Source organism: Cellvibrio fibrivorans (genome assembly GCF_031457055.1).
GTDB classification, from domain to species: Bacteria; Pseudomonadota; Gammaproteobacteria; order Pseudomonadales; family Cellvibrionaceae; genus Cellvibrio; species Cellvibrio fibrivorans.
The window spans coordinates 156,404-169,967 of record NZ_JAVDVX010000005.1 but is presented as its reverse complement, the minus strand read 5'-3'; the positions used below and the strand labels follow the sequence as shown (position 1 = coordinate 169,967).

Genomic DNA, 13,564 nt, shown 5'->3' with positions numbered 1-13,564 from the left:
GCGAAAAATTATTGTGCGTTTTGCAAAATCACTCGCGGCTCTGCAACGGGCACCAATTTTCCATCGCGCAGTTGAATCGCCTGCGATGCTCCCATCGTCGGCCAAATTTTCAGGTCATGGCCTTTTTTCTGCAGTGCATGCTGGATGTCAATTGGCATAGCCGCTTCCACAAACAGTAGATTCGGATTCCACTGCTGATGAATACGTGGCTGTGCCATGGCCTTTTCTACCGGCATTGAATCATTAAGTGCGTACAATAATGTTTGTACCACTTGCGAAATAATCGTCGGGCCACCTGCTGCACCGAGCGCCATTACCGGCTCACCATTTTTAAATACCAGTGTCGGGCTCATGCTGGATAATGGCCGTTTGCGTGCGGCAATCGCGTTTGCATCGGAACCCACCAAACCAAATGCGTTAGCCGCACCGACCTGCGCCGAAAAATCATCCATCTGGTTATTTAACACCACCCCGGTTCCCGGAATAACAACTTTGCTACCAAAGCTGGTGTTGACCGTGGACGTGATCGCCACCCAATTGCCATCCATATCTGCAGCGGCGATGTGAGTGGTGTGTTTGTTCATTAAATGTTGGATATCCACATCGGGGTTGCCGTGCGCAATATCGGCCGTGGTTTTTTCCAGGCTGATTTTTTGGGCGATGGTTTGTGCGTAGCGTTTATCGGCGAGGCTCATTGGCACCCTGGTAAAATCACTGTCGCCCAACCAATGGGCGCGATCGGCAAATGCAAACTTCATCGCCTCGGCAATTAAATGGTAACGCTCAGCAGGCGCTAATTTATCCAAATCAAACTGCGCAAGAATATTTAGAATTTGTGCGACGTGAACACCGCCAGAACTCGGTGGGGGAAAACCATACAGTGTATAACCCGCGAATTCAGATACGATGGGTTTGCGCATTTTCACTTGATAGTTAGCAAAATCCTTATGGGTAATAAGCCCGCCGTTAGCAGCCATCCAACGCCCGGTTTTTTTTGCAAAATCACCTCGATAAAAATAATCCGGCCCCTGTTTTGCTATTGCGCGATAAGTCGCCGCCAAATCTTTTTGTTGCAGCGATGAAAATGCTGGAAATGGTTTATTATTTTTATCCAAATAAATCGCTGCACTGGCAGGAAATTTTGCCAAATTATCCTTCGTTGCTGCGATGCGCTCAGCCAATGCCGGCGAAATGGAAAAGCCTTTTTCCGCCAAATCCGCAGCGGGCAAAATAACATCGCGAAACTTTAAATTTCCACCCAGCTTTTGTAATTTATCCAATGCGGCAACTGAACCGGGAATACCTGCAGCTAGCGCACCTGTGCGACTCAATTCAGGATCAGCTTTGCCATCGACAACAAACATGTCGCGTGTTGCAGCAGCAGGCGCCATCTCGCGCCCGTCTATCGCCAAAATTCGGCCGTCAGCCATGCGAACCAAAATAAAACAACCACCGCCGATACCAGAATTGTGACCATCGACAACACCAAGGGCAAAAGCTGCTGCAATTGCAGCATCAAGCGCATTGCCGCCGCGCGTGATCACATCGATCGCAATTTGCGTAGCATAAGGATTAACCGTAGCAACGGCTGCCCTGCCGTCGGAACTCACGAGCGCGTAATTATTCGCGGCATCATCCGCCAAAACCTGACCAGTAAAGCCAATAATTAGTAGGCTAACCCATAATGCAAATACTATTTTCATATTACCAACCAAATTCCTATACGACGGGGGAAGGAAGTCTATTACCTGTTGAAAGATTCGGCTATAGGCATTGAATACCCGGTCATAGATATTACCGCTAACCATGGTCTACACTGCGATACACTATTTTCACTATTATGATCAAAGACTCAAATTAACAAACAGGAGTTTATTTATGCGATTACTCACAAGGGCATTGCTACTGGCCGGCAGTACACTGGCTGCTTTGCCGACTTTAGCCGCCGAAGGCATGTGGACTCTGGACAATCTGCCGCATGATGATTTGGCAAAAACCTATGGTTTTAAACCCACATCAGCATGGCTGGATAAATCCATGCGCAGCGCGGTGCGTTTGGCGGGTGGCTGCTCCGGTTCGTTTGTATCGGCACAAGGATTGGTACTCACTAATCATCACTGCGTAATTGGTTGCGTAGAGGATTTATCGAGTGAAAAACACGATCTGGTTAATAACGGTTTTCTCGCCAAAAATCACAGCGAAGAAAAACAATGCCCGGGCATGGAAGTGAACCGCTTGGAAAAAACCGAGGATGTGACTGCGCGCATGCAAAAAGCACTCGCGGGTTTGTCCGGTAAAGCATTTAGCGATGCAAAAAAAGCCGAGCAATCACTGATTGAAAAAGAATGTGTGGGTGACACTGGCGACCAGCGCCGTTGCGATATTGTCGAACTTTATGGCGGTGGCCAATACCATGTTTATCAATACGCACGTTTTCAGGATGTGCGCCTGGTATTTTCACCGGAGTATGCAGCAGGATTTTTTGGTGGCGACCCGGATAATTTTAATTTTCCGCGTTACAACCTCGACATGAGTTTATTGCGTGTTTATGACCGCGCAGGAAAACCACTCGTCAATTCTGATTGGTTTTCTATCAACCCCACAGGCGCCAAAGAAGGCGAACTGGTCATGACCCTCGGCCACCCCGGCTCCACGCAACGCCAACTGACCATGATTGAATTGGAAACCCAACGCGATCTGGTGTTGCCTTTTCGCTTGATGCTCGCATCAGAATATCGCGGACTGTTGTTGCAATACTCAACGCAGAGTGAAGAAAACGCACGCATTGCGCAAACTGAATTGACCATGGTGGAAAATGGTTTGAAAGCGCGCACCGGTATGTTCCAGGCGCTCCTGTCACCCAGTGTTATGCAACAAAAACGCGAACAGGAAAACGCATTTCGCAATTGGGTCAACAGAGATTCTGCACGTGCAACGACTTATGGCGACCCGTGGAAAACATTGAGCGACACCCAAATCGCCTGGCGCAACCTGTATATCGATTACGTCATGGTGGAAATTGGTTTTGGCGCTATGTCGCAACAAGTAAACTGGGCGCGTACATTGGTGCGCGGCACCGCCGAAAAAGCAAAACCCGATGCGCAACGCCTACGCGAATTTGCTGATGCCAGTTTACCCGCAGTACAAGCTGGTCTGTTTGCCGAAGTGCCTTTGTATACCGATTTTGAACGCGCCAAGTTGGCTTGGTCACTGAGCAAATTGCGCGAAAAACTCGGTGTTGATAACCCGGTAGTAAAAAGTATTTTGGGCAAACAATCGCCCGAAGCCCTGGCGAACGAGATTGTCTCCAACAGCAAACTGGGCGACGTTGCCGTGCGTAAACAACTTTGGGACGGCGGTGCCGATGCTGTGAAAAACAGCGATGACCCTGCCATTAAACTCGCCCGGTTAATTGATGAGCACGCACGCAAGTTCCGCACGGAATATGACCAAAACATCGAGCCAATACAAAAAGCTGCGGCCAATCAATTAGCCAAAGCGCGCTTTGCGTATCAGGGAACACAGGTTTATCCCGATGCAACTTTTTCGCTGCGCTTATCGCATGGTGTCATTCGCGGCTGGGAAGAAAAAGGAAAAGCGATTACACCTTTCACCGACTTCGGTGGATTGTTTGATCGCGCCACTGACTTTGATCCATTCAAGTTGGCCGACACATGGGTAGCTGCAGAGAAGAAGTTAAGTAAAAAGACGCGCTTCAATCAGGTTTCCACGAACGACATCATTGGCGGTAATTCAGGTAGCCCGTTAATCAATGCAAAAGGTGAACTGGTTGGACTCATTTTTGATGGCAACATCCAATCACTGGGTGGATCTTACTTTTTTGATGAATCCGTTAACCGGGCAGTATCCGTACATCCCGCCGCAATGAGCGAAGCACTTAAAAAAGTCTATAAAGCAGATCATCTTGTGAAAGAATTAAAACTGAAGTAATTATTTTATTAGCAAGGTCATGCACAAGAAATTGTGCATGACCTTGCAAACATTAAAAAATCATCACCCCCGCCGCCGGCAAACTAACACGCTCACCCAACTCTATTTCTTTTCCAGTAACTTGATCAATGCGCGCACCGCGCAAATTCACCGGCACCACAAACTCCGCATCCGCCGTCGAGCTCAAATTAATCAATACCCACAAACTCTTACCCGCCGAAATATTCTCCACCAACCATATGTCTTTATTATCCACCGGATAGTAACGAACCTCTTGCGGCAATTGCAGCGCGGGGTTTTCATTGCGCACCTTAATCAGGCGCTTGTAGTGATTAAACAAGGAGTGCGGATCTTGCGCCTGGGCAGCGACAGATTTGCCCGTATCTTTTAATGTTTGCCAATAATTAGCCCACCACCCCTGATGATTTTGCATCCAGGGGAACCATTTTGCTTGGTCTAGCCAAAAGGCGCCGGTCGAATTAAATCCTGCGCTGTCTTCATCACTCCACTGCATAATCGCGCGACGATATTGGTCGTCGCCAGTTTTGTATTGCGACAAACCAATTTCTTCGCCGTAATAAAGATAGAGAGTCCCCGGTGTAGTCATTAATAAACTCGCGGCAATTTTCGCTTTGGCAAGATCGTTTTCCAGCGTGTACATAATGCGAGTTTGATCATGATTGGTTAAAAAAGGTGAGAAATACTGGATTGGCGCTGCTGCTTTGCGCGCAACTAAATTCGCCCATAGACCATCGCGGCTTCGTTGCAGGTTTTTCGCGCTCATGGTGCCAAAGTCGGCGGTTTGTTTTACCTCTGGATTTAGCAGATCAATCACCACGGTGCCAAAATCAAAATCAAAGGATGAATCCAATCCTTTGCCATGATTCCGATATTTTCCGATTGTATTTAAATCGGCCCAAGCCTCTGCCACTAACATCGCATCCGGTTTTACTGATTTCACATGCTGCGAAAAAATAGTCCAATAATCGATAGTACCCTGGGTATCAGCCTGCAACGGGTAACCGCCCTCTTCCACCGCATAACGCACTGCATCCAAACGGAAACCATCAACACCTTTGGCAAGCCAAAAACTGGCGAGTTTATTTAATTCATCAATAACGACTTGCTTAGTGAGATTTAAATCCGGTTGACTGCTACCAAATGCACCGTAATAAAATGCTTTGCGCGTTTCATTCCAATGCCATACTGCGGCAGGATTGGATTCAGCTGACCAGGGTTGCCCCCAACCACTCGCGGGGCGCTCGTCGCGCCAGATAAAATAATCCGCATAACCCGCCTCTTTATTAGCTGATTTAATAAACCACTCGTGTTTATCAGAGATGTGGTTGAGTACTAAATCCAAAATCACTTTGATATTGCGTTTATGTGCTTGCGCGATAAAGTTTTCAAAATCCGCCATGGTGCCGTAATCGGCCTCCACGTTATAAAAGTCCTGAAAATCGTAACCGTGGTAAGAAGGTGCTTCAAATACTGGTGTAAGCCAAATACCTTTCACCCCCAAGTCTTGCAAATAGTCGAGTTTGGCAGTCATCCCCTTAAAATCACCGCTGCCATCACCGTCGGAATCCTGAAACGAACGCGGCCAGATTTCATAAAAAATAGTGCTGTGCCACCAATGCGTCGGCTCTTCATTAATGGCTAGTGATAAATAATCTGTAGAAGTATTTGCTGTGGAACTCGCAGAAGAATTCGAACCAGTGGTCGATGCGGGCGCAGTTCCGGAATCACTGCAACCAACAACAAACAGCAGAGTAAATAACAGGGTAAACAGGGATTTCATGGGCGGGCTCCATGGCTATTCGCGTAATTATAAGAATGGGCTTTACTAGTAAAGCCCATTGCCTAGAGTTATGCCAAGCGGAACCCGATAGGGACAGGTATGAATACGTATGCGGAGCAGCGTCAATCAGTTAGCCGGTTAGCTCCTCATCATCTAATTTGTAAGCGAGCACTTTATCAATGCGGCGGCCGTCCATATCAACGATTTCCAATAGCCAATCCCGCACCACAACCTTATCGCCGGTGGCAGGCATACGCCCCATCAGTAACATAATTAAACCATTGAGAGTTTCGTAATCACCCTCTCCAGGCAATTCATCAATCTGCAAGCAATCTTTCAAATCGATAATTGCGAGCATGCCATCCAATAACAGTGAGCCGTCATCGCGGCGAATGATGTAAGCGTCTTCGCCCTCACCCATAATAAATTCACCGGTGAGTGCTTCCAATAAATCTTGCAGCGTCACTATGCCTTTGAGATCGCCATATTCATCAACCACAAACACCATTTGGCTATGCGATGAACGGAAAAATTCCAACAGCTCCATTCCGGTTAATGATTCCGGAACAACATGGCAAGGCTGCGCCATGGATTCAAGATCAACAGTGCTGCCACGGATGGCTTCGGCCAATAATTCTTTGGCATTAATCACGCCGATTAAATTATCACTTTGTTTAGTGCAAACGGGAAAGCGCGAGTGCGGTGATTTCATAACGCGCTGGTAATTTTCTTCAAGCGGTAAGGCGGTATCCAAATACACAATATCCGAACGCGGCACCATTAATGAAACAATGCTGCGTGCTTCCAGGCGCAATACGTTTTTTACCATCGCATGTTCTTGTTGCTCTAGCACGCCTGAGCTGGAGCCTTCGTCAAGGATTGCATGGATATCTTCCTGGGTAACTTGTGAATTTTGGGTTTGATGGAAGCCAAATAAGCGCATCAACGCAAGGGTCGAGCCCGACAAAAAATACACAAAAGGTTTGGTGATGATCGCCAGCAGTTGCATGGGCTTCGCAACGTAACAGGCGATGCGCTCTGAACTGAGTTGACCAATACGTTTAGGGACCAATTCGCCCACCACAATTGATAGATAAGTGACGACAACAACAACCAGAATGGTGGCGAAATTATCACTAAAATTCACTGGCACACCAAAAGTTTGTAACCACAAAGCGAAGGGTTCGGCGAGAATCGATTCACCAAAAATACCGTTCATAATGCCGATAGAGGTAATACCGATTTGCACGGTTGATAAAAACTGGGTGGGATCTTCGGCCAATTTCAGTGCGACTTCCGCCGAGCTATTTCCCTTGGCGGCAAGTGCCATCAAACGGGATTTTTTTGCGGTGACAATAGCAATTTCCGACATCGCAAACAGACCGTTGAGGATAATCAGGCCGAGCAATACAAAGATTTCCATGGAGTCCTACTGATGGAGCGCAAAAGCGCGGGAGGCCGAGTATAACATCGGCACCCAATAACTATGCCAGCCCACACACTATTGTTATAACCGATCTGCCCTTTTCCTGATGACACGCATGATTAGATTGCCTTAATCAATGAGAAATATTATCATTAGCGCCATCTTATTATTCACAATCACGATCACCTCCCACAGCAGTCGCCGATGCAATCCAAACATGCTTCATTAATTTCCTTTTTGCTCGTTATAGGCGCTCATATCGGGGTTTTGGCGGCGGTAATGTTATCGCCTTCCGCGCCAAAACCCATTGAAATCGTGATGCCCACTATTCAGGGCGTATTGGTGATGGCAGAACCGGAAGAGGCACCGCCGCCACAACCGGAACCACCACCTCCGCCGCCGGAAAAAAAGCCCGAACCAAAACCAGTACCCAAACCACCGCCCAAAGCCCCACCATCGGAACGCGCGGTAAAAGCAGCTGAACCAGAACCACCACAGCCGGTAGAAAAACCAGTGGAGCCGAAACCGGCAGAACCTGCTCCGGCACCGGTATTGCCACCGCGCGCTGACGCTGGCCAATTAAGCAATCCGGCACCGGTTTACCCGAGTTTATCGCGTCGCTTGCGCGAGGAAGGCATAGTTGTTTTAGAGATATTGATCAAAGCGGACGGCACAGTCGGCAAGATCAAAATAAAAACCTCCAGCGGTTTCAAACGTTTGGATGATACGGCGGTAAAAGCAGTGAAGCACTGGCGCTATCAACCAGCGACTCAAGGCGATAAGAAAATCGATTTTTGGTATGAACAGCCAGTTGAGTTCAATCTGAATTAATTTTTGTACTTTTTATTTTTTTACACTTTCCATTATTGAGTAGGCGAGGTTTTTATGGATTCACCTTACGGCATTGCTTCCATCTGGCAGCAGGGCGATGCGTTGATCAAAGGCGTCGCAATTATTTTGTTGGTTATGTCCATCGCCAGCTGGTGGGTGATTGTTGTGCGCGCCTGGGGTTTATGGCGGTTGCGCCGCCCGTCACAGGGCTTGAATGATTTCTGGCACGCACAAAGTTTTGCTGAAGGCTTGCGCACACTCGGTGAAGATCGCTCTACCCCCTTCCGCCATTTGGCCGAAGAGGGCCAGGCAGCGCTCGATCACCACAGCAATCACAAGGACGACTTGCACGGCCACTTACCATTAGCCGAATGGCTCACGGCTTGTTTGCGCGGCTCTATCGATGAAAGTGCCGAGCGTTTGCAGCGCGGCCTGGCGGTTCTTGCATCAGTGGGATCAACAGCACCTTTCGTAGGTTTGTTCGGTACTGTGTGGGGCATTTATCACGCATTGGTGGGTATCGGCATTTCCGGCCAAGCCAGTATCGATAAAGTCGCGGGGCCAGTGGGTGAAGCCCTGATCATGACGGCGTTTGGTTTGGCCGTCGCCATTCCAGCGGTGCTCGGCTACAACGCCCTCACGCGCGCCAACAAAGGTGTGCTCAACAAACTCAACCGTTTTGCACATCAATTGCACGCCTACTTTATTACCGGCAGCCCAATGCAAAATAAAGGCATTATCACCAAACTCACTCCACGCAAAGAGGTGTAAGCCATGGCCTTCGGCGGTGGACTCGACGACGATACAGAAGTGATGAATGAAATCAACATGACGCCTTTGGTGGATGTGATGTTGGTATTGTTGATTATTTTTATTATCACTGTGCCAGTATTAACCCACTCGGTAAAAGTGGATTTGCCGCGCGCAGATAACACACCCAATGAATTAAAACCGGAGACGGTTAATCTTGCAGTCAATGCCGATGGCAATATTTACTGGAATGAAACACAAGTCACTATGGAAGAACTGGATGCGCGCTTGGCCACAGAAGCCGGCAAACAACCACAACCGGAAGTGCATATCCGCGGCGACAGGACAGTTGATTACGAACATGTCATCAAGACCATGGCCGCAGTGCAGCGCGCAGGAATTTTAAAACTAGGATTTGTAACTGAACCCGGCAACTAGCCGGGTTCTTTTTTAATGTGCAACTGGTTTTGGTTGCGCCTCCAATCGCCAGGGCTTGCCGTCGCAAGTGGCGTAGCTCGAACAGCCGGGTTGGCAGCCGCGGCAGGGTAAGCGTGCAGGCGATTCACTTTCTGTAGGTACAGGTTTGTTTGACATCATGGCTCCGTAAAAATAGACGATCAGGTCTGTATACGAAGCGGGAAGCGATTTGGGTGTGCGCCAGGCAACGTTATTGTCTATGTTGCGCAAGATATTTTTTAGTTAGCGCCATAAAACGCGGTGTTGGCCCTATATCTTCATAGATCGCATCATCCATCTCATCCCTCGCCACAACGGTTGGCCCTTGTACATAAGGAAAGCTCGCTTCCAATTGCCCGAGCGCTGCCGACAATAATTCACTGATTAATTGTTCTTTGGTGCGTTTGGGATACATCTCTGCCAATGCATCAATTTTCGCTGCATCTTCCACCAGTAGGTGAACAGCATAAGTGTCTTTTGTTAATACACCATGGGCATGGGATTCCCATTGGGCGACAAGCTCTTTTAACATCATAACAGCAGCCTCTTACAGGTCGATGAAAAGGGAGAAATTACTTATCTCCTAGTGCAAGTGTAGACCAGAGTTTACTGACAGACAGATGAAAAACAATGTGCGCCGCTGCACACATTGTTTTTTTATTTAATCACTTATCGCTAACATGATTTTTCAACATGATGTCAGAACCCATCAATAATTGACTTCATTACTCATCAATTACAGCTGGTTTTAATATCGTTTAATGCACTGCGATTCATTCCAGAACGCGCGGTTAATTCTGCAGGACACGCCACCTCTTTGTATTTAAGTGCAGGATTATCAGCAGCCTGGAACCAATCCGCATACCAGGTGCAAGCGCGCTGCAATTCCGTCAAACCGCGCGAACCAAACACGCTGTTACAGCGATTGGTTAAACAAGATTTGTACTGCGCGAGGCTCGCGTTATAACCCAGTTCTTGTTTACACGCGGCCAGCAATCCACCGTACTGCGCACCTAATTCAGAATTGGAAACGCCCCATTGCGCTGAACACGCATTAAACGCTCCTACTCCGCCACCTGGCACCAAAATATCGAATTGGCCGCCACCCACGTCGTAGCCAATATTAGTCGCCTGTACGATCATGGTTTTACCGGCCAAAGCGGCCGAGCCAGGATCGCCCGGCGAATTGTGCGAACTGCCGGTAAATTGCAATTGGTAGCAGCGACCACAGACATCGCCACTGGAAGTCGCGGCAAAACCGTAAGCCAAAGTATCGCTCACCGCAAACGGTGCCATACCCCAGCACATATGCGCATTGCCACCATCGCAACTGCTAGGCAAGGTCAAATCACTCAGGCGAGTATTATTTGCCGCACAACTTTGCAGCGGTGCAACCAGTGTCGGAACATTGCCTGACCATCCACAATGCGGTTTGCAGCAATCCCAATAACGCGTTGCATAACCATCACAACCGCCGACAATAGGTGGAATACTGCTGGCCGAACTGCTGGTGATTGCCGTGGAAGAAGAACTGCGGAAAGATGAACGCGACGAGCTGGAGCGACTGGTCATACTCGACGATGAAACCACCGAAGAACGCGCACTGGATGTAGCACCCACTACGCCATAAGGTGCTGGTTGTGCGGAGCAGGTTGCTGTTGCTACACAACTCTTTCCATTTTCATAACCCCAACCCTTGGCGGTAGTGGCGCACAAAGGTGTGAGACTGCCATACCAGTTACACATTTGCCCTGCGGCAGACGCAAGGCTCGAACTGCGCAGTGATGATGCAATGCTCACACTGGCCGACGAACGCAAACTTGCACTGATGCTGGATGAACGCGCACTGGAAACCGAACTGGATCTTGCACTCGAGCTCGCCGGTGTAATGCTGGAAGCAACAGCGCCAGTGCAGACAGCACCCGCGATTATCGGCACCTGCGCTTTGCTGCCACCATTCGTACCCTGTACCCCGAATTCAACATTGGAACCCACCGCAATATTAGTATTCCAGTTTAATGGTGAAGCGCTATAAGGATTGGCGCCAGTCACCGTTGCGTTCCAGCTACTGGTAATGCGCGAGCCATCGCTATAATTCCAATTCAACGCCCAACTGGAAATGGGTACTGTGCCGTCATTAGTAATGCGAATTGTCGCGGTAAATCCACTACCCCATTCATTTGCGATTTTGTATTCACATTTGGCTGCATGTGCAATAGCGCCATATAAACTCACCAATGCCACATAACCACTCATCAATAAAAGTCGAATCCACGCCGAATGTAATTTCATACATCATTCCTCCACGAGAAATTAATTGTTCAGACGACAGAAAACAACAGCAAAGCCAAGCGGCAATGCACAACGCATTTTCTGTCATGATACGAATCAATCCCCTGTCATTTTTGCTGCCAAAAAATTAACACGTGATATCAAAGGGTTGATGCAATTGGAGAGAGTTTTTAACGCGCGATCTAATTATATGAAGAGCATTATTTTTAATATGTCCAAGCCTACAACAAAATAACCGGCGACAGTAAATTCAACATCAGATTTGTGATCCACGCGTATAGCGACAACACGCGCTCACAAGTGCGCTGTGTGAATATTTCACAAATCGCAAGGCTCTTTCCTCACAACGAATATTTATCCGCAAGAGTAACCTGAAATTCTCGGGAACTCCGGGACATAACGATATAGCTCGTTATGCTTTCGCGATTCAATCAAAAGGAGATTTTTATGTTGAACTTCGAACTCAAATTTGCGGGCAACCAGTTCGCAGAACTCATTTTCAAACTTCCCTGCAAGCAAAATATCCTTATGGTTGCCGATGGCAGCCTGAGTTTCGGTACCGCAGGTTTCGGCCTTTCTGAATTTGTAACGATCATCAAAAGCGGCGGACATAACGTAGCTACCGCACATCGCACCGGTGGCGGTGTTGCATCCACCATTGCGGGCAATTTTAATTTTGCGACCGCTGCTACACCGGTTAACCGCACTAATTACGACCAGCTGTGGCTCTTTGGTTTTAGTTCGTCTGCACTCAGTGCAGCTGAGCAAACTACCATTGCACAATTTATGCAGGCAGGCGGCGGTGTATTTGCAACAGGTGACCACGCAAGTATCGGATCGGGCATGGGCACAACGCTTCCCCGCGTACGGCAAATGCGCAATTGGGCAAGCGTACCGATGACCAGCCCTGACCGGCACGATACAGTGCTTGAGCCAGGCAGCGATGGCATCAAACAATTCGAAGATCAATCCGATGCAATTCCCCAGCGTATTTATCCGGTATTTTTTTCCAATGGCGGCCCTGATAACCAAGCGTCCAGTTGGAATGTACATCCGGTATTGCGCCATGAATCAGGTGCAGTGGATTACTTGCCAGACCATCCGCACGAAAGTGAATGCCTGGCGCCCGTACCGGCCGCAGGAAATTTTGCCGGCGTCGAAGAATGGCCTATGGCAGCTGGTGTACGCATCGCGCCGCAAGTGGTCGCCGTCTCTATTTCTGCGGGGCGTTTTGTAACCAACACTGGCAAGCCACCAGTTAAACCTCACAGCTTTGGCGCCATTTCAGCATACGATGGCGACGCTGCCAATGTAGGCAGAATTGTGTGTGATGCAACCTGGCACCATTTTGTGAATGTGAATTTAAATGGTTCTGGTTCCGGCGGCCGGAGCGGTTTATATATTGCAGGAAATCCAACACCGGAATATTTAAAAATCCAACGCTACTATTTAAATACTGCGCGCTGGCTTGCGCCGAAAAATCGGCGCTCCTGCTGGCCATTTTTACAAGCAGCTTTGACACGGTTTGATTTTGAAATCGCTGAGTTGCGCTTGCCCTTCCCACATCCCTGTCCTTGGGATCCGCTGTTAAAAATTGGCGTAGTAGCAGAGGAAGTTATGACCCGGCATTGGGGTTTGGGCGCCATGGCAGAGATAGTCGATGATTTAGTCGCCAGCAGCGATGCAAACCCAGCGCTAGCACAATTGGTCAAAGCGCAACAGGAGCTGGCACTCACAGGCGACAACACCAAAGAAGCTGAACCGTCACTGTTACCCCTGCAAAATATTCGCCGCGTTATTTTAGGCTCTATTATCAATCAGCTAGCGCACAAATTGCCTGAAGATGAAACAAAACTGGCTTCTATGTTTAAGCGGGCACAACCAAAATTGATTGATACGGTCATTACAGAAGCGATTGATAACGCCGAGCAAGCGATTGGAGATTATTTGCAACGCGCGCTGAAACAAACAACGGCTATCACAAAAGCTATTCAAGGAAAAAGAGTAACAAGATAATTTGGCAAATTGCACAACGAATTTTTTATAGGTATCGATGC

11 protein-coding genes are annotated in these 13,564 nt (G+C 48.3%); 5 read left to right on the top strand and 6 right to left on the bottom strand.

Translation table 11 applies throughout. The features are described from left to right. Window positions 1–8: 8 nt before the first annotated feature. Window positions 9–1,703 carry a gamma-glutamyltransferase gene (gene ggt / locus J2X05_RS14135; protein ID WP_310073519.1) on the bottom strand — a complete coding sequence of 565 codons (1,695 nt, stop codon included), beginning with the start codon at window positions 1,701–1,703 and terminating at the stop codon, window positions 9–11. Between the two features lie 175 nt (window positions 1,704–1,878). Here ggt and J2X05_RS14130 point away from each other — a divergent pair, with 175 nt between their 5' ends. Next, on the top strand, window positions 1,879–3,951 hold the full coding sequence (locus J2X05_RS14130) for a S46 family peptidase (protein WP_310073517.1): 2,073 nt from the start codon (window positions 1,879–1,881) through the stop codon (window positions 3,949–3,951). Between the two features lie 52 nt (window positions 3,952–4,003). On the opposite strand, the gene J2X05_RS14125 is transcribed toward J2X05_RS14130, so the two are convergent. Beyond that, a complete protein-coding gene (locus J2X05_RS14125) occupies window positions 4,004–5,752 on the bottom strand; it encodes an alpha-amylase family glycosyl hydrolase (RefSeq protein ID WP_310073515.1) in 1,749 nt (582 codons plus the stop codon). 130 nt (window positions 5,753–5,882) lie between these two features. After that, complete coding sequence (locus J2X05_RS14120) at window positions 5,883–7,175, bottom strand: hemolysin family protein (RefSeq protein ID WP_310073513.1); 1,293 nt, start codon at window positions 7,173–7,175, stop codon at window positions 5,883–5,885. 207 nt (window positions 7,176–7,382) lie between these two features. On the opposite strand from J2X05_RS14120, the gene J2X05_RS14115 reads away from it, so the two are divergent. The 3 genes from J2X05_RS14115 to J2X05_RS14105 are packed head-to-tail and all read left to right on the top strand — an operon-like array spanning window position 7,383 to window position 9,197. Next, complete coding sequence (locus J2X05_RS14115; RefSeq protein WP_310073511.1) at window positions 7,383–8,009, top strand: energy transducer TonB; 627 nt, start codon at window positions 7,383–7,385, stop codon at window positions 8,007–8,009. A gap of 54 nt (window positions 8,010–8,063) precedes the next feature. Continuing rightward, window positions 8,064–8,780, top strand: a complete 717-nt coding sequence (locus J2X05_RS14110) for a MotA/TolQ/ExbB proton channel family protein (RefSeq protein ID WP_310073508.1) — start codon at window positions 8,064–8,066, stop codon at window positions 8,778–8,780. A 3-nt stretch (window positions 8,781–8,783) separates the two neighbouring features. Continuing rightward, window positions 8,784–9,197, top strand: a complete 414-nt coding sequence (locus tag J2X05_RS14105) for an ExbD/TolR family protein (RefSeq protein WP_310073506.1) — start codon at window positions 8,784–8,786, stop codon at window positions 9,195–9,197. 12 nt (window positions 9,198–9,209) lie between these two features. On the opposite strand, the gene J2X05_RS14100 is transcribed toward J2X05_RS14105, so the two are convergent. The 3 genes from J2X05_RS14100 to J2X05_RS14090 form a co-directional block, all read right to left on the bottom strand. Continuing rightward, window positions 9,210–9,353: a hypothetical protein gene (locus J2X05_RS14100; RefSeq protein ID WP_310073503.1), complete on the bottom strand. Its 144-nt coding sequence runs from the start codon at window positions 9,351–9,353 to the stop codon at window positions 9,210–9,212. 73 nt (window positions 9,354–9,426) lie between these two features. Continuing rightward, window positions 9,427–9,750, bottom strand: a complete 324-nt coding sequence (locus J2X05_RS14095) for a type 1 pili tip component (RefSeq protein WP_310073501.1) — start codon at window positions 9,748–9,750, stop codon at window positions 9,427–9,429. Window positions 9,751–9,947: 197 nt separating this feature from the next. Next, complete coding sequence (locus J2X05_RS14090; RefSeq protein WP_310073500.1) at window positions 9,948–11,507, bottom strand: cellulose binding domain-containing protein; 1,560 nt, start codon at window positions 11,505–11,507, stop codon at window positions 9,948–9,950. Between the two features lie 447 nt (window positions 11,508–11,954). Between J2X05_RS14090 and J2X05_RS14085 the strand changes: the two genes are divergently transcribed. Next, entirely contained in the window at window positions 11,955–13,523 is a 1,569-nt protein-coding gene (locus J2X05_RS14085) for a hypothetical protein (protein ID WP_310073497.1), read from the top strand. The last annotated feature ends 41 nt before the right edge of the window (window positions 13,524–13,564 follow it).

Bases quoted from the DNA above. Each gene is read 5' to 3' on its own strand.
- ggt (WP_310073519.1), bottom strand. From the start codon at position 1,703: ATGAAAATAGTATTTGCATTATGGGTTAGCCTACTAATTATTGGCTTT.
- J2X05_RS14130 (WP_310073517.1), top strand. From the start codon at position 1,879: ATGCGATTACTCACAAGGGCATTGCTACTGGCCGGCAGTACACTGGCT.
- J2X05_RS14125 (WP_310073515.1), bottom strand. From the start codon at position 5,752: ATGAAATCCCTGTTTACCCTGTTATTTACTCTGCTGTTTGTTGTTGGT.
- J2X05_RS14120 (WP_310073513.1), bottom strand. From the start codon at position 7,175: ATGGAAATCTTTGTATTGCTCGGCCTGATTATCCTCAACGGTCTGTTT.
- J2X05_RS14115 (WP_310073511.1), top strand. From the start codon at position 7,383: ATGCAATCCAAACATGCTTCATTAATTTCCTTTTTGCTCGTTATAGGC.
- J2X05_RS14110 (WP_310073508.1), top strand. From the start codon at position 8,064: ATGGATTCACCTTACGGCATTGCTTCCATCTGGCAGCAGGGCGATGCG.
- J2X05_RS14105 (WP_310073506.1), top strand. From the start codon at position 8,784: ATGGCCTTCGGCGGTGGACTCGACGACGATACAGAAGTGATGAATGAA.
- J2X05_RS14100 (WP_310073503.1), bottom strand. From the start codon at position 9,353: ATGTCAAACAAACCTGTACCTACAGAAAGTGAATCGCCTGCACGCTTA.
- J2X05_RS14095 (WP_310073501.1), bottom strand. From the start codon at position 9,750: ATGATGTTAAAAGAGCTTGTCGCCCAATGGGAATCCCATGCCCATGGT.
- J2X05_RS14090 (WP_310073500.1), bottom strand. From the start codon at position 11,507: ATGAAATTACATTCGGCGTGGATTCGACTTTTATTGATGAGTGGTTAT.
- J2X05_RS14085 (WP_310073497.1), top strand. From the start codon at position 11,955: ATGTTGAACTTCGAACTCAAATTTGCGGGCAACCAGTTCGCAGAACTC.